Origin of the sequence: Mycobacterium sp. IS-1264 (assembly GCF_001954195.1) — a bacterium.
Taxonomy (GTDB): Bacteria; Actinomycetota; Actinomycetes; order Mycobacteriales; family Mycobacteriaceae; genus Mycobacterium.
In genome coordinates this window covers 267,153-286,662 of the sequence record NZ_MBES01000052.1, presented here as the reverse complement: position 1 = coordinate 286,662, position 19,510 = coordinate 267,153, and the positions used below count along the sequence as shown (strand labels likewise).

19 protein-coding genes are annotated in these 19,510 nt (G+C 66.1%); 12 read left to right on the top strand and 7 right to left on the bottom strand.

Translation table 11 applies throughout. The features are described from left to right. From A5744_RS10310 to A5744_RS10295, 4 genes are read right to left on the bottom strand one after another with little or no spacing between them, the layout of a single operon-like run. Positions 1 to 825, bottom strand: a complete 825-nt coding sequence (locus tag A5744_RS10310) for an enoyl-CoA hydratase/isomerase family protein (protein ID WP_076060616.1) — start codon at positions 823 to 825, stop codon at positions 1 to 3. Next, positions 822 to 1,907 (bottom strand): hydroxyacid dehydrogenase, encoded by a 1,086-nt coding sequence (locus tag A5744_RS10305; RefSeq protein WP_076060614.1) that lies wholly within the window; start codon positions 1,905 to 1,907, stop codon positions 822 to 824. Before A5744_RS10305 ends, A5744_RS10310 begins: the two co-directional genes overlap by 4 nt. After that, positions 1,904 to 3,022, bottom strand: a complete 1,119-nt coding sequence (locus A5744_RS10300) for a TauD/TfdA family dioxygenase (protein ID WP_076060613.1) — start codon at positions 3,020 to 3,022, stop codon at positions 1,904 to 1,906. Before A5744_RS10300 ends, A5744_RS10305 begins: the two co-directional genes overlap by 4 nt. A gap of 43 nt (positions 3,023 to 3,065) precedes the next feature. Then, positions 3,066 to 3,920 carry an aldolase/citrate lyase family protein gene (locus tag A5744_RS10295; RefSeq protein WP_170874460.1) on the bottom strand — a complete coding sequence of 285 codons (855 nt, stop codon included), beginning with the start codon at positions 3,918 to 3,920 and terminating at the stop codon, positions 3,066 to 3,068. Positions 3,921 to 3,955: 35 nt separating this feature from the next. On the opposite strand from A5744_RS10295, the gene A5744_RS10290 reads away from it, so the two are divergent. After that, positions 3,956 to 5,101 (top strand): acetyl-CoA acetyltransferase, encoded by a 1,146-nt coding sequence (locus A5744_RS10290; protein ID WP_076060611.1) that lies wholly within the window; start codon positions 3,956 to 3,958, stop codon positions 5,099 to 5,101. After that, on the top strand, positions 5,101 to 5,505 hold the full coding sequence (locus tag A5744_RS10285) for an OB-fold domain-containing protein (RefSeq protein ID WP_076060609.1): 405 nt from the start codon (positions 5,101 to 5,103) through the stop codon (positions 5,503 to 5,505). Before A5744_RS10290 ends, A5744_RS10285 begins: the two co-directional genes overlap by 1 nt. Here the strand turns inward: A5744_RS10285 and A5744_RS10280 are convergent. Then, positions 5,495 to 7,015: a class I adenylate-forming enzyme family protein gene (locus A5744_RS10280; RefSeq protein WP_083679259.1), complete on the bottom strand. Its 1,521-nt coding sequence runs from the start codon at positions 7,013 to 7,015 to the stop codon at positions 5,495 to 5,497. The genes A5744_RS10285 and A5744_RS10280 overlap by 11 nt on opposite strands. 109 nt (positions 7,016 to 7,124) lie before the next feature. On the opposite strand from A5744_RS10280, the gene A5744_RS10275 reads away from it, so the two are divergent. Continuing rightward, entirely contained in the window at positions 7,125 to 8,000 is an 876-nt protein-coding gene (locus tag A5744_RS10275) for an SDR family NAD(P)-dependent oxidoreductase (protein WP_076060605.1), read from the top strand. A gap of 14 nt (positions 8,001 to 8,014) precedes the next feature. Here A5744_RS10275 and A5744_RS10270 read toward each other — a convergent pair whose 3' ends face one another. Next, entirely contained in the window at positions 8,015 to 8,851 is an 837-nt protein-coding gene (locus A5744_RS10270) for an enoyl-CoA hydratase-related protein (RefSeq protein WP_076060603.1), read from the bottom strand. Between the two features lie 44 nt (positions 8,852 to 8,895). Between A5744_RS10270 and A5744_RS10265 the strand changes: the two genes are divergently transcribed. Genes A5744_RS10265 through A5744_RS10225 form a run of 9 tightly spaced genes read left to right on the top strand, consistent with a single transcriptional unit; the run spans position 8,896 to position 17,768 of the window. Further along, positions 8,896 to 10,146 carry a hypothetical protein gene (locus tag A5744_RS10265; protein WP_076060602.1) on the top strand — a complete coding sequence of 417 codons (1,251 nt, stop codon included), beginning with the start codon at positions 8,896 to 8,898 and terminating at the stop codon, positions 10,144 to 10,146. Between the two features lie 4 nt (positions 10,147 to 10,150). Then, on the top strand, positions 10,151 to 10,957 hold the full coding sequence (locus A5744_RS10260) for an enoyl-CoA hydratase-related protein (RefSeq protein ID WP_076060600.1): 807 nt from the start codon (positions 10,151 to 10,153) through the stop codon (positions 10,955 to 10,957). Positions 10,958 to 10,963: 6 nt separating this feature from the next. Further along, complete coding sequence (locus A5744_RS10255) at positions 10,964 to 12,211, top strand: acyl-CoA dehydrogenase family protein (protein ID WP_076060598.1); 1,248 nt, start codon at positions 10,964 to 10,966, stop codon at positions 12,209 to 12,211. Then, the gene (locus A5744_RS10250; protein ID WP_076060691.1) at positions 12,208 to 13,023 is read left to right on the top strand and encodes an enoyl-CoA hydratase/isomerase family protein; all 816 of its coding nucleotides are present in this window, start codon (positions 12,208 to 12,210) and stop codon (positions 13,021 to 13,023) included. The genes A5744_RS10255 and A5744_RS10250 overlap by 4 nt, the downstream gene beginning before the upstream one ends. After that, entirely contained in the window at positions 13,020 to 13,820 is an 801-nt protein-coding gene (locus A5744_RS10245) for an enoyl-CoA hydratase/isomerase family protein (RefSeq protein WP_076060597.1), read from the top strand. Before A5744_RS10250 ends, A5744_RS10245 begins: the two co-directional genes overlap by 4 nt. After that, complete coding sequence (locus A5744_RS10240) at positions 13,817 to 15,268, top strand: class I adenylate-forming enzyme family protein (protein ID WP_076060595.1); 1,452 nt, start codon at positions 13,817 to 13,819, stop codon at positions 15,266 to 15,268. The genes A5744_RS10245 and A5744_RS10240 overlap by 4 nt, the downstream gene beginning before the upstream one ends. Continuing rightward, entirely contained in the window at positions 15,265 to 15,768 is a 504-nt protein-coding gene (locus tag A5744_RS10235; RefSeq protein WP_076060593.1) for an SDR family oxidoreductase, read from the top strand. Before A5744_RS10240 ends, A5744_RS10235 begins: the two co-directional genes overlap by 4 nt. After that, a complete protein-coding gene (locus tag A5744_RS10230; RefSeq protein ID WP_076060592.1) occupies positions 15,765 to 16,523 on the top strand; it encodes an SDR family oxidoreductase in 759 nt (252 codons plus the stop codon). Before A5744_RS10235 ends, A5744_RS10230 begins: the two co-directional genes overlap by 4 nt. A gap of 57 nt (positions 16,524 to 16,580) precedes the next feature. Then, the gene (locus tag A5744_RS10225; protein ID WP_076060590.1) at positions 16,581 to 17,768 is read left to right on the top strand and encodes an amidohydrolase family protein; all 1,188 of its coding nucleotides are present in this window, start codon (positions 16,581 to 16,583) and stop codon (positions 17,766 to 17,768) included. A 49-nt stretch (positions 17,769 to 17,817) separates the two neighbouring features. On the opposite strand, the gene A5744_RS10220 is transcribed toward A5744_RS10225, so the two are convergent. After that, positions 17,818 to 19,503 carry a VWA domain-containing protein gene (locus A5744_RS10220; RefSeq protein ID WP_076060589.1) on the bottom strand — a complete coding sequence of 562 codons (1,686 nt, stop codon included), beginning with the start codon at positions 19,501 to 19,503 and terminating at the stop codon, positions 17,818 to 17,820. Positions 19,504 to 19,510 lie beyond the last annotated feature (7 nt).

Here is a 19,510-nt window from a genome sequence, read left to right as displayed (position 1 = left end):
CTACCGTGCCTTCCACTCCGGCTTGCGCTTCTCCAAGAAGGCACGGGGTCCCTCAATGGCATCCTTGGTCAGGGCGACCTTCATGCGGTAGTTCTCGGCGAGCAGTTCCGCCTCGTATATCGGCAGCGTCAGACCCTTGCGCACGGCCATCCGGGATCCCCGGACCGCCAGGGGCGCATTGGAATTCACGATGTCCGCGATTTCCCACGCCCGGGGCATCAATGAGTCGTGCGCGACGACCTCGGTGAAGACACCCAGGTCGTAGGCGCGCTGCGCGTCGAGTTGTTCGTGCTTGCCCATCAAGATCAGACGCATCGCCACGGGCAGCGGCAGGATCCGAGCGAGCCTGACCCCTTCGCGCCCAGAGGTCACGCCGATGCTGACATGAGGGTCCATCAACGTCGCGCGCTCCGACGCGATGGTGATGTCGGCCGTTGTCACCAGGTCCATCCCCGCACCGCAAGCGATGCCGTTGACCGCGCAGATGATCGGCTTGGTCATCTGTAGCCACGGCGGCGTCGCCTCCTGCGGTGCATCCCACTGGCGCATGGAGCTCAGGATCGGTGCGCCCTGGTTGTCGATTCCCGCCGCGTTCTCCATGTCGTGGTCGGCAGCCTTGTTGACGTCCGCTCCGACGCACAATGCCCGGCCGGCACCGGTGACGATCACCGTCCAGATGTCTTGCGATCCCTCGATTTCTTCGTAGGCCATGCCCAATTCGGCGATCATCTCGTCATTGATCGCGTTGAGCACGTCGGGACGGTTGAGGGTCACGCATGCGGTGCGACCCCGAACCTCGACCTCGATCGTTTCATACCGTGTCACCTCGTGTGGCCCTCACTCTCCAAAACCGTTGTGGCGCTGGGGCGAAAGCCGAAAGTGTCGTGGAACCTGTCGCAGTAGTGCGGCCAGACGTCGGGATTGAGCAGGCGCGGCGGCATTCCGCCACTGAAGATGGTTTGCCATTGGGTGGCCGTGGCGACGGCGATGTCGCGGGCGGCCTCGACGGTGATGCCCGCGGTGTGCGGTGTGGCGACGACGTTCTCGAGATGCAAGAGGGGATTGTCCGTGCGCGGCGGCTCTTCGTGAAACACATCGAGGCCCGCGCCCGCGATGCCCCCACTGACGAGCGCATCGAGCAGCGCCGCCTCGTCGTGCACGGGTCCGCGCGCTGTCGTGATGAAGAATGCCGTCGGCTTCATCGCCGCGAACTGGGGCTTGCCGATGAGCCCCTTAGTCTCACTGGTCAACGGGCAGGTCACCTGCACGAAGTCGGAGTGCTCGAGAAGTTCGGCAAGTGGGACGATTTGGACCCCGCGCGCTTGCGCGCTGGCTTCGTCGACGTAGGGGTCGAAGACCAGGACCTTCATGCCGAACGGCGCGCACAACTCAACGAGGCGGCCCCCGATGGCCCCGAGCCCAATGACGCCGAGCGTCTTCCCCAGCAGTTGGCTCCCCCGTAGGACCAACCGGTCGCGGAGCGGACCACCCCGCAGCATCCGGTCGGCGGCCGTGATCTTCTTGGCCAGGTCGAGCATGAAACCCAGAGCATGCTCGGCGACCGCCTCCGCGCCGGGGCCGGAGTTGTTGCACACCGCGATTCCGGCCCGCGTGCACGCATCGACGTCGATGACGTCATACCCGGCGCCGGCCGAGCACACGGCGAGCAGCTTCTCACAACGCCTTACCAACACCGGCCCTGCGAGCCACTGTGCACCATCGGCGTATCCAGCCACGTCGGTCCGGGTGGCGACCTGGTATCCGTGCGCGGATTCCAGTGCGGCCCAACTTTTCTCGTCGACCGCGTTCAGATCGAGCTTGACCAGATCGATATCACCGGCCTCGAGGATGTCTCCGGCGACCGAATCTGTCCACCGCTCATAGACCAGACGCGGACGAACGCTCACGTGTTCTTGACTCTGGGTTTCGCCTGAGCCGCCTTGAACATCTCGGCCAGTTCCGCGTTGACATTCTTATAGTCGTTCCGGGCGATGGTTCCGTCTCGGCCCTCGACGACGTCGTACCCCAGCCGCAGATCCTTGTTCTCCATGTGGAAGTACTCCCTGCCGATCGGCAACCGCCGATCTTCCCGCGGCACCTCCATCCACGCCCGCAGGAAGCAGCGCGCCTTCTTCGGGTCATTGCTGCTGACGAAATCCGATCGCGAATGGCACATCGCGAAGTTATTGGCTACCGCGGCCTCACCGGATTCCAGCCGGAACTCGACCTGCTGCTCGACCAGGATGTTGCGCAGCAGATCCACCGCTTCGGTCTCCTCGGGTGTGAATTCCCGGCCGAGCGCGTGCATGGCGGGCAGGATGCTGCTGTAGGTGAAGTTGATGCAGATCCGTCCGTCGATCTGGGAGAAGACGGGGACATCGTAGGGTGTGACGTCCGGCTGGTCGTCGGGCTGTTCACTGCGCCGATGATGCGGGAAGCCTCGGTAGAGCACCTCGAGCAGATCCGGACGTTCGGCGAGAACCCGATTGTGCGCAGCGGGCCCGCTGGAGAACTGGCTTTCCCCACCCTCAGCGGCCGGATACACACACAACAGCGACAGGATGTCGGCGGCGTCGTTGTGCATTGCCAGTTCTGCGCGGGATTTCGTTCCGCGCGCGGGTTGCACGCCGCCGGGCAGGATCTCCTCCTGGACGCGCACCATCCGGTGCCCGAAGGAGTTGTTCGACACAAGATATCCGAGGTGGGTGCAGAACGCCCAGTAGATACGTTCGAGGTCCTCGATCGAGTGCTGTTCGACGGGGAAGCCGCGTACGCATGCCAGGCCCCTGCCGAACATCAGCTCCCGGTAAAGCCGCGCCAGATCGTCGTCGAGATCGGGGTGCCGGGCATCCTCGGGCGTGATGTCGTCACGGTCCTTGTTGGCGGTCTTGGCCAGGATCGATTCCAGCGCAGCCACATTGCGGGCCGACAGGTCGAACGCGAAGTCTTCCTTGCTCGTGAAGTCGGCGCCTGTCCACGCCATCGAATCGGTGACGGGTTCGGTGTAGATGGCTGTCGGCATCCGGTCCTCCTGATGTCTCGGCTTCGCTTTTCTGCTGTCGGTGTCATTCGTCAAATCGCTTCACAGGGTGACTCACCAGCCCGCGGAGTGCTTGCGCACGGCTTGTGGCCGCCTCGGTCATCATCCCGACATCAGTTCCCGCCGAGATGAATCGCAATCCCAGTCCGACGAACCGATTCAGCAGCTCAAGGGACTTTATTCCGGCCATACCGAGCGCCACGCCGTGACTACGACAAGCCGCCGCCACAGATTCTACTGCACTTTGGAAATGATAATTCTCATACTGGCCGTGGATGCCCATTTCGGCGGTCAGGTCGCTTGGTCCCACAAGGATCATGTCGATGCCGTCGAGCGAGGCGATGGACTCGGCGGCTTCGACGGCCTCCGGGGTTTCGATCATCACAGCCACAACCGTGCGTTGTTCGAGCAGCTCCACCAATTGCGGCGCTGTTCGCGCTTGGTATCCACTGACTGCGTTGGGACCCGAAATGGACCGATGGCCGATCGGCGGAAAACGCGCGGCCGTGACGACAGCTTCCGCCTCTTCTCGCGAATTGATGTGCGGCACAATGACTCCTACCGCCCCTGCATCCAATACCCGCGCTATGACGCTGGGATCGTGGGAGGGGACCCGCACAAGACCGGAAATTCCCGCCCCGAGTGCGCTCACACAGAGCATCTGCGCCGTCTCTAGAGACGTCGGCGTGTGCTCGAGATCCACGTAAACGGCGTCGTACCCGCACGCTGCCGCGACCGCGGGAACGTCCGGGGTACGTGAGTTGAGCAGCGCCAGGCACAGCACCAGCCCTTCTCCTCGCAACGAGATCCGCAGCGTCGGAGTCATAGGCTCACCGTAGCGGACCGAGAATATGGTTTCCATGATTACGTGAACGGCCATTATCAGTCCCGGGGGCGATGTGATAACCATGAGCTATGCCGTCGAACCGCGTCGCCATCGTGGGTGCTGCCCTGTCCGACTGCGGCCGAGTTCCCGATAAGACCGCGATGGCGCTGATGGCCCAGTCGTCGCGGCGGGCGGTCGCCGATGCCGGCCTGACGAAGGAGGACATCGATGGTTTCGGGGGGCACGGGACGTTGCTTCCGCCGGTGGAGGTCAGCGAATACCTGGGCCTGCGGCCCGACTGGGTCGATGCGACCAACGTCGGCGGATCGTCGTGGGAAGTGATGGCCGCTCACGCCGCCGCCGCGATCGCGGCTGGGGAAATCGAGGTCGCACTGTTGACGTACGGCTCCACCGCCCGCTCCGACGTCAAGCGCCGGGTGCGCCAGTCCGCTGCGGCGATGGGCACCGGTGGCGCACTGCAGTACGAGGCGCCCTATGGCGCGACATTGATCGCCAAATACGCCATGGTGGCCAGGCGTCACATGATCGAATTCGGCACCACCGTCGACCAACTGGCTGAGGTCGCCGTCGCCGCCCATGAATGGGCGGCCATGAACGAGAACGCATTTGAGCGCGACCGCATCACCGTGGCCGACGTTGCTGCCGCACCGATGCTGGCCGACCCGTTCACCACCAAGCATGTGTGCCTGCGCACCGACGGCGGCGGCGCTGTCGTGCTCGCCAGCGAGCGCGTGGCCAAGGATTGTGCGAAGGACCCGATTTGGATTCTCGGGGCCGCCGACGCGACCTCACACGTCAGCATGAGCGAATGGGCCGATTTCACGACGTCGGCCGCCGCGCGCTCGGGCCCGCGAGCCTTCGCGCGGGCGGGCATCAGCCCGGCTGACATCGACGTGTGCCAGCTGTACGACTCCTTCACGTCCACCGTGTTGCTGACCGTGGAGGACCTTGGCTTCTGCGCCAAGGGCGAAGGCGGGCCCTTCATCGGGTCCGGTGCGCTTCGCCCGGGTGGGGCGCTCCCGACCAACACGGACGGCGGCGGCCTGGCCTCGTGTCACCCCGGTATGCGGGGAATGTTCCTCATGGTCGAGGCGGTGCGGCAGTTGCGGGGGGAATGCGGGCCGCGGCAGGTCGGCGAGGCCCGCCTGGCGTGTGTCCACGCGATGGGCGGCTTCTTCACCCACAGCGCCACGATGATTCTCGGGAGGCTGTAGTGACGGCTCCAGACCGGCCCACGATCGACGCCGACGGCCAAGCATGGTGGTCGGCAACGCAGGACCGCAGGCTGATGGTCAACGCCTGCCGCTCCTGCGCTCGGACGTCGTTGTACGCGCGGCCGTTCTGTCCACTCTGCTGGAGTGAGGACGTGGAGTTGGTGCCGGCCACCGGACGCGCGCGTCTTTACACGTGGAGCGTCATTCACCAGAATGGCGCACCCTTTGACGCGCGGACGCCCTACGTGCTGGCAATGGTGGATCTCGAGGAGGGACCGCGGCTGATGACGGTCGTGGAGCGTTGCCGCGTCAGTGATCTGCGCGCGGACATGGAATTGGTCCTTGCCTTCCGCGACGACGAGGACGGATTCCTAGTCCCGGTTTTCCATCCGGCTACCGGGTAGTGGCAACTCGGTCGGCCAGGAGCCGCCGGCGCCCCGCCGATCGCGCGTCGAGCTTGGTGCGGTCGACCTTGCCGTTCGCGTTGACGGGAAGCGGCTCGTCCCAGAGCACCAGCTCCTCGGGCAGTTTGTATTTCGGCAGACCCTGCGCGACGAGCGCCCGGGCGACCTCGGCCAGCGAGATCTCGACGTCCGCTTCGAGCACGACCGCCATCGCCAGTCGCTCACCGGTGGTGTCGTCGGCGACGGAGTAGGCGGCACACTCGCGGACTCCGTCCATCCGCGAAACGGCCTCCTCCACTTCGGCGGCCGGAATCTTCAACCCGTTGCGAATCACGATGTCCTTGAGGCGACCGATGATCCGCACCCGCCCGTCGATGACCTCCGCCACGTCGCCGGTGCGGAACCATTCACCCTCGAATCCGTGCTCGTCGTCCGCGGCGTCGGTATACCCGAGAAAAGTGTGCGGGCCCTTGACGCAGCACTCGGTGGGTTCGGCCACGGATCCGACCCGCACATCGACGTCGCCGAGCGCCACTCCGTCGTCCGCGTGACGCACATCTCGGGATTCGGTCCGCAGGCCCGACGTGCTGACCGGGATCTCCGAGGATCCGTAGGCGCGCATGACGACGATGCCGAATTCGTCTTCGACACGTTCGACGATCCGCCGGTCAAGCATCGTGCCGCCCAGATACACCGCGCGTAACGCGACGTCAGCGCCGCGCGCTGCGGCCTCGTCGAGCATTTGGGCCAGCAGCCGGTCGGGGCCCCCGTACCACGTCGCGCCTGAGCTGGTCAGCAAGGCGGAAGTCGCCGACCGATCCCAACGATCCTCGAGAATCACCGGTATCGCGAGCATCGGAGCGATGAACAGCGCTTGCAGCACCCCGGTGACCGACGCCAGCGGACTGATCAGAAAGATCCGGTCGTCCGACCCGAGGCCCGCTGCGGTGATGTAGTTCGCCGACGCCTTGGCCAACGTGCTCAGCGAATGGATCACGCCCTTGGGTCGAGACGTAGTGCCTGAGGTGTAGAGCACGAAGGACGGTTCGTCCGCTGACCGCGCGGGGTGCGGCGGGTCGGCGTCAATTCGGTCGCGGTCACCCAGTTCGATCCAATGACAACCCACGGACAGTTCCGGCTGGTCGATCGCCGTCCAGTTCGGCGCCGCGCCGAACCGCGCCCCGGTGCGGATGAGGATGTCGGCGAGTTGCCTGGGCCCGGCGCTGCGCGGCACGAGCAGCACCACCGCATCGACTCGCAGCGCCGCGTGAACGGCCACCACCGAGTCCACGTCGTTGCCGACCACCAGCACGATCGCGCTGCCCGCAACCACGCCGGAATCGGCCATCGCGAAAGCGGCCGCATCCACCCGCCTGTCCAGTTCGGCGTAGGTCAGTTCGGCGTCGCGATCCGCCACGGCCAGCCGGGTGGCGTGTCGGGCCGCGGCGGATCTCACCACATCGAGCGGTTCCGCCGACCAGAATCCGGCCGCGCGGTACCCGGGTCGCACCCGTTCGGCTCGCCGGCGCGCATGTCGTAACAACTCAGCCGGGCCGGTCATGGCTTTGTCCTCCGATGCAAATGTTCGCTCTCGATTAGGTAAATGTAACCTCTCACCCATGCAGTCAATGACTTTCGACAACCAGGTGGCCATCGTTACCGGAGCCGGCGGCGGACTCGGCCGCTGCCACGCCCTGGAGCTCGCCCGGCGTGGTGCGCGTGTCGTGGTGAACGACCTGGGCAGTTCGGTGGACGGCAGCGGCGCGTCGACGTCGGCGGCTCAAGCGGTGGTCGACGAGATCACAGCCGCGGGGGGCACCGCGATCGCAAACGGCGACTCGGTTGCCACCGAGGAGGGCGGTGCTGCGATCGCGGCGGCGGCGATCGATGCCTTCGGGCGGATCGACGTACTGGTCAACAATGCCGGGATCCTGCGCGACGCCGCGTTCAAGAACATGACCGCCGAGCAGGTGGATGCGGTCATCGCCGTGCACCTGTCCGGCGCCTTCAATGTGACGCGGGCGGTGTGGCCGGTCATGCGGGAGCAGAATTACGGCCGGATCGTTCAGACGACCTCGGGCACCGGCCTTTTCGGCAACTTCGGTCAGGCCAACTATGGCGCGGCGAAAATGGGTCTCGTCGGCATGATGCACGTTCTTGCGATCGAGGGCGCCCGCAACGGCATCGCCGTCAACGCCATTGCGCCCATCGCGCGCACGCGAATGACCGAGGACATCATGGGTGAGGCCGGTAAGAAGATGGACCCCGAACTCGTTACGCCCGTGGTCATCTACCTGGCACACCGCAGCTGCGACCGCACTGCGCACATCTACTCGGTAGGCGCAGGCAAGGTGTCACGGGTGTTCATCGGTGTCACCAAGGGAATCGAGGACACGTCGCTGACTGCGGAGTCGGTGGCGTCGTCGATCGACGAGATCGACGACAGCTCCGCGTTTACCATTCGCGGTGGCCCCCAACGGGTTGAGCAGGGTTGAGCAGGGTTGAGCATTCAGATTCCCTGGAACCGTGGGGGGCGCCGCTCGGCGAACGACCGCAGGCCCTCTTGCAGGTCAGCGGTCCGCGACACCACCTCCTGCGCCCAGGCTTCCTGTTCGAAGGCGCGATCGCGCCCGGACTCCGATGAAACGGACAACAACCGCTTGGTGAGCGCCAGCATCACGGTCGGCCCAGCAGCGAGGCGTCCAGCGATTTCTTCCGCCGTGGCGTCGGTTTCGTCGGCTGCGGTCACCCGGTTGACAAGTCCGAGCCTTTCGCAGGTGACAGCGTCGACAGGCTCGCCGAGCATCAGCAGTTCGGTCGCCTTGCGCAGCCCCACAATTCTGGTCAGCAAGTGAATGGCGCCCGAATCCGGCAGGATCCCGCGGTGCACGAACGCCTCGACAAGCTTTGCCTCCGTTGACATGACGACGAGGTCGCACGCCAGGACCAGGCTGGCCCCGGCGCCCGCGGCGGTGCCCTTGACCGCGGCGACCACGGGTTTGTCGCAATCCAATACCGACGCCACCAACCGCTGCCAGCCCTGCTGGAGCATGCGAGCGATGTCGCCGGGCCGTTTCTCGGCGACGGGTTTCGATTGTGCAACTGCGTCCCCCGTCTGCGGCGCCAAGCCCGCGCCGGTGCAGAAGTGCCGGTCACCCGTGGCGCCCAACAGCACGGCGCGGATCGCGGGATCGTCGTTCGCTCGCGTGAATGCCTCCGTGAGCGCGTCACGCGCCAAGGGCGACAGCGAGTTTCCGACATCGGCGCGGTCGATGGTGATTCGTTGCACCCCGCCGTCGGTGACGCCTACCACGATGCCTGATCGTTCTTCACTCATCTGACTCATCCCTGCGTTAACGGCGTTTCCGCTTTTCGGGTATCTTAATTTCCATGCCGGCGACGGGTCAGATTACCGACGAGGGACTGGCCCGGTTGCGCTCTACCATCGGTATCGCCGTTCCACACACCCAGCCGCCGCACTACTACCGCCCGAACGAGGACTGCTTCCGCCACGTGGCGGAGAGCTACGGCGACGCCAACCCGCTGTGGGCTGATCCGGAGTACGCCGCCAAATCCATCTGGGGTGAGTCCATCGCGCCGCCGGCGCTCGTGGGGGGCGACACGCTGATCGGTGAGGACGAGGTGACCACGCTCTCCGACGAGGACCGAGCGCTGACCAAAGGCGACCCGCTGCGCGGCGTCCACGCCTTCTACGCCTCCTCCGGACGGGAATGGTGGGCGCCGCTGCGGGCGAATCATCGGGTCTTCCGGCGCAACGCTCTGGTTGCGGCGCTGGACAAGAGCAGCGAATTCGCCGAGCGCGCCGTGCACGAATGGTCGGCGCAGGTGTTCCGCGACGACGAGGGCCTCATTCTGGGTGCGCAGTACCGCAACATGATCCGCACCGAGCGCGGCAAGGCCCGCGGACGCAAGAAGTACGAGACCGTCGAACTGAAGTCGTGGACGCCGGACGAGATCGCCGATTTGGACGAAAGATACGCGCGCGAGTCGCCGCGCGGCGCCGAACCGCGATGGTGGGAGGACGTCGATGAGGGCGACGACGTCGGCCCCTTGACCAAAGGCCCGCTGACGGTAACCGACATGGTCTGCTGGCACGTCGGCATGGGCACCGGGATGTATGGCGTACGGCCCCTGCGGCTGGCGTGGCGCAACAGGCAACGCATTCCCCGTTTCTACACGCCCAACGAACACGGTGTCCCCGATGTGCAGCAGCGCGTGCACTGGGAACCGGACGCGGCCCGCAATGCGGGCAACCCCACCACCTTCGACTACGGCCGCATGCGCGAGACCTGGCTGATCCACCTGTGCACGGACTGGATGGGCGACGACGCCTGGCTGTGGAAGCTCGACTGCGAGTTTCGGCTCTTCAACTACGTCAGCGACCTGCACACGATCACCGGCAAAGTGGTACGCAAATATCTCGCCGAGGGCGACCGGCCCGCCGTCGACCTCGAACTTGCGGCGACGAACCACCGTGGCCAGGTCACGGCTCCCGGACACGCCACGATCCTGTTGCCGAGCCGCGAACGCGGCCCCGTCCGGCTACCTGATCCGCCGGGCGGCGCGACCAACCTCGCCGACCTGCTGACCGCGGTGTCGGCAGGGTTCGCCGAGCGCTGAGGCCATGAGTTACGACAGCGTGCCCGGCCTCGGCGCCGAACAACACGGTCAGGTCCTGCACCTGAACTTCGACCGTGCCGAGCGCCGTAACGCGGTCAACGACGTGATGCTCGACGCGATGATCGCGCATTTGGTCGCGGCCGGCACCGACGAGTCCGTGCGTGTCATCCGGGTCGATGCCCAAGGACCGGACTTCTGCGCAGGCTCCGACCTGATCGCCAACAACAGTCGCTCGGAGCGTAAGCCGCGGGTGGGCAGCACACAGCGGAGGCTGCCGAACAAGGCCAACCGGCTCATCCCATTGATGCTCGAGACGCAGGTGCCCATCGTGTGCGTGGTGCGAGGCTGGGCCGCCGGCCTCGGATTCCACATCGCACTGGCTTCCGACTTCTGCGTCGCCGCCGAGGACGCGCGGTTCTGGGAACCTTTCATGGCACGCGGTTTCACGCCGGACAGCGGCGCCGCCTGGCTGCTGCCCCGCGTCATCGGCATGGTCCGCACCCGGCAACTCTTGATGCTCGGCAACGAGATCTCCGGAACCACCGCGGCCGAGTGGGGAATCATTCACGCCGCGGCCCCCGCCGACGAATTGGACGCGGTCGCAAGCGAACTGATCACCGGCCTCGGCGACGCACCCACAGTGGCGCTGGGCCTCACCAAGTGGCTGCTGCACAGTGGCAACGGGCTCGACCTCGACCGTCACCTGCAGAACGAGGCGATGGCGCTCGAGTTGTCGAGCCGCAGTGAGGATTTCAAAGAGGGTTTGGCGGCATTCCGCGACAAGCGCGAGGCGAAGTTCCAAGGGCGCTAGAGGACCATGACACCGCTGCCGATCACCGAGGCCACCAGCACCGCAGACGCCGTCGCGGCCGTCGAGCGATGGGTCGACGCCGAGGTACCGGTCTCCTGGCGCACAGCAGCCGCCGACAGCCCCGCCGCCCTCCGGGAGGTGCGGAGTCCCGCGGAGTACCGGCAGTGGTACCCGGTCTTCGCCGCATCCGGCCTCGTCGTGCCGACCTGGGCGCGCGAATACGGCGGTCTGGGAATCGGCAACGAGGTGGCCCGGGCGATCGATCAGGTGCTGCGTCCGCTGCGGTTGTCCCGGCTGAATCCGTTGGGGCTGAACAACGCTGCCGCAGCGTTGTTCAGCCACGGCACCGAAGAGCAGCGGCTGCGTTTCCTGCCGCCGATCGTGCGCAACGAGGAAAAGTGGTGTCAGCTCTTCAGCGAGCCGGGCGCCGGGTCCGACCTCGCCTCGTTGGCGACGCGAGCCGTCCGGGACGGCGATGAGTGGGTGATCTCGGGCCAGAAGGTCTGGACCACGTGGGCCGACGAGGCCGACTTCGCGATCCTGCTCGCCAGAACCGACCCAGAGGCACCCAAGCACAAAGGCATTACGTACTTCCTGCTCGATATGCATCAAGTCGGCGTCGAGGTGCGTCCTCTGCGCCAGATCACCGGCGAGGCGGAGTTCAACGAGGTCTTCATCGACAATGCGCGGATCCCTGACGCGCACCGCGTGGGCGATGTCAACGACGGGTGGCGTGTCAGCGCATCTACGTTGTCCAGTGAGCGGCAGATGGTTTCGGGTTCCGGGTCGGGAGGCATGGGCCGCCTGGGCGGCTCCGGCGCCGACCGCCTGATAGCTCTGGCGCGCGAGACCGGCCGATGGCACGACCCGGTCGTCCGGAACAAGGTCATGCGGTTGTGGGCCCAGGAGCAGATCCGCGGCTGGACCAATGACCGTGTCCGCGCGGCACTTTCGGCCGGTCAGTCGCCGGGAGCCGCGTCCTCGATCGGCAAAGTGCACCAGGCCACCCTGAACCAGCAAATCCAGGACCTCATGGTGGATCTGCTGGGCACCGACGCGGTCGCCTGGCCGGCCACCGACGATCCGGACGCCCTCCCGCGGGACGTCCACGGAATGATGCGCAGCCTCGCCAACGGCACCGAGGGCGGCACCACCGACATCAACAAGAACATCCTGGGCGAGCGGGTGCTCGGGTTGCCCAAGGAACCGGACCCATGGAAGGGCAAGCCCTGGAAGGAAATTCCGCGCTCGTGAACAACTATCAGCGCCTGGTGGTGGAGAAATCTGATGGTGTCGGTTGGCTGATCCTGAACAGGCCGGACGCGGGCAACGCCTTCGACTCGTTGATGCTCGACGAGCTCGAATCCGCCTGGGCCGACCTCGAGGCCGACCCCACCGTCCGCGTGATCGTCAACACCGCCAACGGCAAGGCCTTCTGCACCGGAATGGATGTGGTGCAGGTGGCGCGCGACAAGGCGGCAATGCGCAGGCATTCACGCCGGACCCGGGACGCCGAGCTGAAGATCTCGTCGTGGCAGTGCGGGGTGTGGAAGCCGGTGATCGCGGCGGTCAACGGTGTTTGCGCGGGCGGCGGACTGCACCTGGTGGCCGACGCCGACATCGTGATCGCCGCCGAGCAGGCCTCTTTCGTCGACCCGCACGTATCGCTCGGCCAAGCCGTCGCCTACGAGGCGATCACCCTGCTTCGCAAGTCCCCGATGGAGGCAATCACCCGAATGGCGTTGAGCGGCAAGGGCGAACGCATCTCGGCGCAACGCGCCTACGAGTTGGGCATCTTGTCCGAGGTGGTAGCCGCCGATCAGCTGCGCACGGCGGCCCGGCGGCTCGCCGCCGCGATCGCCACGAATTCGCCGACCGCGATGCGCGCCACCAAGAAGGCACTGTGGCACTCCCTGGAGGTCGGAATGACGCAGGCCCGCACCGATGCCTCCGACGAGATCTGGCGACTGCGCAATCACCCCGACCACAGCGAGGGCGCCAGGGCGTGGCGCGAAAAGCGCCGGCCGCAATGGCAACCGCTGCCGGACGCGGTGGAGGTTTCATGACCTACCAGAGACTGATCGTTGAGCGACGCGGGCCCGTCGGCTGGATCATCAACGACCGGCCGGACCGCCTCAACGCCTACGACGTGGTGATGCGAGAGGAATTTCCCAAAGCGTGGGCGCAGTTGAACGCTGACCCCGACGTTCGGGTCATCGTGCACACCGGTAACGGGCGGGCCTTCCAGGTGGGCGCCGACGTCGCGGAGCTCGACGGCGAGGCCGTGCTGCAGTTCCAAGAGACCATGCGCACGCTGGACCTGAACCTGACGGCGTGGCACTGCAACGTCGACAAGCCGGTCATCACCGCCGTCAACGGGGTGTGCGCCGGCGGCGGGCTGCACTGGGTGGCCGACGCCGACGTCGTCATCGCGTCATCGGACGCCAGCTTCGTGGATCCGCACGTATCGATCGGTCAGGTCAGCGCGCTCGAAACCATCACGCTGATGCGCAAGATGCCCGCCGAGGCCGTACTGCGGATGGCTCTGGTGGGCAGCCATGAACGGCTCAGCGCCCAGCGTGCATACCAGCTCGGCATGATCAGCCAGGTCGTCGACCCGCCCGAAAAGCTGCGCGAGGTCGCCCAGGAGCTGGGCGAAAAGATCGCCAAGAACTCGCCCGCCGCGATGCGCGCCACCAAGCGGGCGCTGTGGGGCGCACTCGAATACGGCCTGACGGATGCCTGCCGTGAGGGGGCTAAGCACCTGACATCGATGTGGGGGCATCCGGATCAAAACGAAGGCCCGCTTGCCTTCGCGGACAGGCGAACTCCGAACTGGGCTCCGCTAGAGGGTGATTCGTGAGCCTCGCGGAGCTGCTGGACGGCCTGCCTGAAGTCGCAGTACATACGCTCGGCGCTGAGGTGTCACGCGACGAGCTGGCCGCCAGCGCTGACCGGCTCGGCACGCTGCTCGCCGAATGCGGACTGACGACGGGACAAGTGGTCGCCGCGATGCTGCCCAACGACCCGACCACCATCGCCGCGCTGTTCGGCGTGTGGCGTGCCCGTGGCGTGTACACACCGCTGAATCCCAGGGCGGCCGACGCCGAGATCGTGACCCAGTTGGAGACGTTGCAGCCCGTTGCCGTCATCACTACTCCCGCACTTGCGCAACGGTTCTCGGCGTTCCACCTGCCGGTCATCACCGGCGACGCGCTGGCGTGGGCGATTGCCGCCTCCGCGACGCAAGTCGCCGATGCGCGGTCCTATGATGACGATGTTGCGCTGCTGCAGTTCACGTCGGGCACCACCGGCCCGCCGAAGCCGGTGCCGCTCCGGCACAGCACGGTGCTCGATCTGATCGATCGGCTACTCGAGAAACTCCGTGGCGCGAAACCCGCTGGGGACAAGCCTAAGCGGTCGCCCATGCCGAATCTGGTGCCGTTGTCGTTGTCGCTGTGGGCCGGCATCTATCAGGTCCTGTTCGCATTCCGGGCCGGCTCGGGCGTTGTTCTGATGGACCGTTTCTCCCCCAGCGACTTCGCCGCCCTCGTCCGGCGACACCAACTGCGATCCACAGTGCTGCCGCCCGCGGCGCTAACCATGGTGCTGCACGACGATTCGGTCACGGACCTGTCGCCGCTCAAGATCGTGCGGTCCATCACCGCTCCCCTGTCGCCCGTTCAGGCGGCCCGGTTCCGGGACAAATTCGGTGTGATCGTGCTGAACTCCTACGGCCAGACCGAGCTCGGGGGCGAGGTGGTGGGCTGGTCGGCCGCCGACGCCCGCGAGTGGGGCGAGACCAAACTCGGCTCCGTCGGCCGACCCCTGCCCGGCATCCACGTGATGATCGCCGACGACGAGGTGCTGGTCCGCACGCCCACTACCGCCGCCCGCAAGATCGATCCGGCATTCCTGGACCGGCTCACGGATGACGGCTGGTTCCACACCGGTGACCTCGGCTGGTTCGACGACGACGGCTTCCTGTGGCTCGACGGCCGGGTGTCGGACATGATCAACCGGGGTGGGCTCAAGGTGTTTCCTGGGACCGTCGAGGACGTCCTGCTCAGCGCCGACGGTGTCCGCGAGGCCGCGGTGGTGGGGATTCCCGACGAGCGACTCGGCGAAGTTCCATGGGCCTTCGTCGCGCGCACCGACGACGAGCTGTCCGAGGATGGATTGATTGCGTGGTGCCGCGACCGCCTCACGCCTTATCGCGTACCCGTGCGCGTGGTGTTCGTCGAGCAGCTTCCACGCAACGATGTCGGCAAGGTTGTCAAGCGCGAACTGGCAGCGCTGGCCGGCGCGTGACCACAATCGTCGTGGGCGGTCCCGCCGTAGCGCTGTCGAGGGCGCTCGTCGACGAGGTCGGCAGCGTGACCGTCATCGACCGAATCGCAGACGCCGACGACACGATGTGGCACGCACTGGTCGCGCTTCAGACCGCACACTCATCGATGGCGGCACAAGGGGGACGGATCGTCCTGATTCTGCCGACGATCGGCACGGCAGGCGCGGCCGGGCTGGTGGGCTACACGACCGCGATCGAAGGCATCCGAGCGATGGCCAAATCCGCTGCGCGTCAATGGGGATCCGAGGGGATCGCGGTCAACATGGTCGCCGCACCCGTGCGGATCTTCGCGCCCACCCTGGCAATTTCCGACGCACATCTGAGCGCGCCGGCGTTCCAGGACGACAGCACGCTGATCCACTCCATCGTGGCGACGGCGAGATTCCTCCTCCGACGCGACATCAAACACCTTGCCGGCCAAACCGTCATCGTTGACGGCGGCTCGGTGATGCTGCCGTGAGCCTCGACGGCCACACCGTGCTGGTGACCGGCGCAGGGGGTGGCGTCGGGCGGGGTATCGCGATGGCCCTGGCGGCCGAGGGCGCGCACGTCCTCGTCGCCTCCCGGTCCGAGGCGGGGCGCAACGTCGCCGACGAAATCGCCGCGCGAGGACATCGCGCGACGTGGACCCGCTGCGACGTGACCGTACCCGAACAGGTCGCTGACGCCGTGCGCATCGCCCTGGCAGTCACCGGGTGTCTCGACGCGGTAGTGCACAACGCGACGAGCAACAGTTCCAGCCGACCGCATCGGCTCCAGGAGGTAAGCCGCTCGCTGTGGGACGACCACTACTCGGTGTCCGTCGGCGGCGCCCAACACTGCGCCGCCGCGGCGTTCGACGCGCTCAAGGCGCGCGGCGGCACCTTCTTGGTGATGACGTCACCCGCCGGTATCGAGGGCAGCGCGACGCTTCCCCTATATGCGACGATGAAGGGCGCTCTTCGCGGTTTCGCCAAGAGCCTGGCCCGCGAGTGGGCACCCCACGGGATCACGGTCAATGTGGTTTCACCACTTGCCTATTCGCCTGCGATGACGGCCGCGATCGAAGCCGAACCGGCGATGGAGCAGCGCCTTTCACGGCGGGTACCGCTCGGACGAATCGGTGATCCCGAGCGCGATATCGGATCGGCCGTCGCGTTCTTGGTCGGCCCCGCAGCGCGCTATATCACCGGACAGACCCTCGGTGTCGACGGTGGCCACTTCATGAACCTCTAGGCCAGGCCACGAACGAATACGGCTGTTTGCTATGTTTGAGAACACATATTCTCTCGCATGTTGGAGGCGAAAGTGAGCAAGACATTGGAAGTCTGGGACGCCGACAACCACATGTACGAGACGATCGATGCCTACACGCGCTATCTGCCGGAGAAATACTCCGAAGCACTGCAGTTCGTCGACGTCAACGGTCGCAAAAAGCTGCAGATCCTCGGCGTCATCACCGAGACAATTCCGAACCCGACCTACGAGGTGATCCCCACTCCCGGCGCGTGGGCCGACTACTACCGCGGGATCAACCCGGAGGGTAAGACTCTGCGGGAGCTTGCCGAGCCGATCCGCTGTCCGGACGAGTTCCGGCGTCCCGACCTGCGCCTGGCGTTGATGGACCGCCAGGGGGTTGACGGCGCACTGATGTTCCCGACCACGGCGGGCATGCTCGAGGAACGGACCAAGGGCGACGCCGAACTCACCCACGCGGTTACCCACGCCTTCAACCGCTGGCTGCTTGACGACTGGACGTTCAACTTCGAGGACCGCATCTTCCCGGTCCCGGCGATCTCGCTCAACGATCCCGCTAAGGGCGTCGCAGAACTCGAGTGGTGCCTGGAACACGGGGCGAGGACGGTGCTGATCCGGCCGGCGCCGGTACCGAGGGAAGACGGCACGTCCCGCTCGCCGGCGCTACCCGAGTTCGACGACTTCTGGAGGCTGGTTGAGTCATCGGGTATCTCGGTCCAGATGCACAACTCCGACTCCGGTTATGACCGCTATCTCTCCGACTGGGAGGACGGCAACGAGTTCCAGGGCTTCCAGCTGACGAAGTTTCGTGGCTTCATCTACGAGGAGAGCCGCCATATCTTCGACACGCTGGCGGCGTTTATCGCACACGGCGTGTTCGAGCGGTTTCCGGGCCTGCGCATCGGCGTGGTCGAGAACGGCGGGTCGTGGGCGAATCGTCTGATGGAAGCGTTCGATCGGGTGTACCGCAAGAAGCCGCGCGATTTCACCGAGCACCCGGGGGATGTCTTCCGCAGGCACGTGTGGGTGAACCCCTTCCACGAGGAGGACATGTCGCACCTGATCGACATTCTCGGTGCGGATCGGGTGATGTTCGGGTCGGACTACCCGCATCCCGAGGGATTGGCCGCGCCCGCGGACTTCGTCAAGGAACTCGAGAGCCTCCCGGCGGCCACCACAGCACGAGTGATGGGCGGCAACCTCAAGGAGCTGATCGGGGTGTAACCGGGTTCGGCTAAAGCGCTTCAGATACGGCCGGGCGAGGCCGACCGACTCATCCCATCGCCCTGCTCGCGCTTATCAGTGCGCTGTGGATCATCCCGGCAAGGGGCAAGCGAAGATCGCCTATCGCGCGAGCTCGAACGCGCGGCACAGGCCCGAAGACACGGTCGAGAGCACCCTCACTTGTATCGGCTCCGACAGTGACGCACAACGTTGCGATCCCTCGTGTGTTCGCCTCGCGCAATGCGCGCCGGGTGTCGGCTTCGGCGTAACCGCCCTCGTAGGCACTGTCGTAGGCGACACCGTCAGACACCAGGATGAGGACTCGTCGCGCCGCGCCGCCATCCTCATCGATGATGTCGCTCGAGCGCCGTACCACGGCACCTAGTCTCGTGAAACCACAAGGTTCACAAGCGTGTAGCCGACGCCGCGCCGACTCATCCCAGGGCCTGCCGAACGGCAGGATGCGCACTAACTCAACGTTGCGCCGGTCCTGCGAGCGGAAACCGCATAATGCCAGCCGCGCGCCTACCGCGTAAAGGGCATCCGAAATCACTTCTGCCAGTTCGACCTGCCGTCGATGCGTCGATATGCCTGAGGCCGTCGACGACACTGATCCCGACATATCGACGAGCACCATGACGGCAAGGCCCGGACGGCGCGGACGCGGCGCCATCCATACCCGGTCGTCAAACTGGCCCGTCGCCACGAAGTTCGCTCTGGCGTCGAGTGCCGCCTCGACGTCGACCTCGTCGCCGTCATGCCGTCGTCTGCTCGGGGCCGGAGTCAGCACCACCCGCGCCAACCGGCGCCGCAGCTCGGCATCGGCCAACTGCGGCCACGTACTTGAGGTGCTCTCGTCTTTCGCATCGATGTCGTAGACGGTGCAGTGGTCGGGTCGCATCGTCCGACGCTCAATGTCGAACTCGGGATACAGGCGCGATTTGCCGCGTCCGCTTGCCGCCAACCACCCCGGCAGTGGGGAGCGCTCCAGCGACTTGTTCGCTGTGCGCCACACCGTGGCCCCCGGATCACCCGCACGGCGTCGCGCCCTAGAACGCGCCTTCGGCGACGACTCCGGAGACGTCGAGCCCGCCGATCCGCGACGCTTGCGTCGCAGCTTGCGCAACAGCCAGTTCTCGTCGATGTCGGCCGCGAGTTCGGCGATGATTTTCGTCAGCTCCGCCGCCGCGGGGTTGACGTCGGCAGTGTGCGGGGCCGCCAACTCATCATCCGTTTCGCTGGCCGCCAGCTCATGGTGCGCGTTTTCGGCGACCTCTCTTGCGGGCACGGTCGGCGACAGGCGACCGAACCACACCGGGGGCTCGGGCAGCAGCTCGCGGGCCCGGGCCCGCCGCAGGGACTCCTGAGCGCTGCTCGATGAGGGCCAGTCAGCGCCCAACGACGACGCGAGGTCGGCCAACCCGGGCAATTTTGCTGAGCGGTCACGCAACGCGCGCGGTACCTCAAGCGCGACGTAGCGCTCGGCGATCCGGTTACGTCTACCGTGATGCCGTAATCCCGCGGCCCACGCGGTCCGCAGGCTGTCGGCTCCGGCGAGTGCAGCCTGGGCTAGCACCGAGGCGCGCACCTCGGATTCCGCCGTGTTCGAACACAGAATGATCTGGCGGGCTGTGGTATGCGTGGGCAATGTGCTGTCGCTGATCTCCAGCCACTCACCTGCCACCACCGCGGCGACCAGTTCGAGGTCACGATGGGGGGTGCTCGCGAGAGGCATGGCCGAC

Excerpts from the sequence above, each read along its gene's own strand:
- A5744_RS10300 (WP_076060613.1), bottom strand. The coding sequence starts at position 3,022 with ATGCCGACAGCCATCTACACCGAACCCGTCACCGATTCGATGGCGTGG.
- A5744_RS10295 (WP_170874460.1), bottom strand. The coding sequence starts at position 3,920 with ATGGCCGTTCACGTAATCATGGAAACCATATTCTCGGTCCGCTACGGT.
- A5744_RS10290 (WP_076060611.1), top strand. The coding sequence starts at position 3,956 with ATGCCGTCGAACCGCGTCGCCATCGTGGGTGCTGCCCTGTCCGACTGC.
- A5744_RS10275 (WP_076060605.1), top strand. The coding sequence starts at position 7,125 with ATGCAGTCAATGACTTTCGACAACCAGGTGGCCATCGTTACCGGAGCC.
- A5744_RS10270 (WP_076060603.1), bottom strand. The coding sequence starts at position 8,851 with ATGAGTCAGATGAGTGAAGAACGATCAGGCATCGTGGTAGGCGTCACC.
- A5744_RS10265 (WP_076060602.1), top strand. The coding sequence starts at position 8,896 with ATGCCGGCGACGGGTCAGATTACCGACGAGGGACTGGCCCGGTTGCGC.
- A5744_RS10260 (WP_076060600.1), top strand. The coding sequence starts at position 10,151 with ATGAGTTACGACAGCGTGCCCGGCCTCGGCGCCGAACAACACGGTCAG.
- A5744_RS10255 (WP_076060598.1), top strand. The coding sequence starts at position 10,964 with ATGACACCGCTGCCGATCACCGAGGCCACCAGCACCGCAGACGCCGTC.
- A5744_RS10245 (WP_076060597.1), top strand. The coding sequence starts at position 13,020 with ATGACCTACCAGAGACTGATCGTTGAGCGACGCGGGCCCGTCGGCTGG.
- A5744_RS10225 (WP_076060590.1), top strand. The coding sequence starts at position 16,581 with ATGTTGGAGGCGAAAGTGAGCAAGACATTGGAAGTCTGGGACGCCGAC.
- A5744_RS10220 (WP_076060589.1), bottom strand. The coding sequence starts at position 19,503 with ATGCCTCTCGCGAGCACCCCCCATCGTGACCTCGAACTGGTCGCCGCG.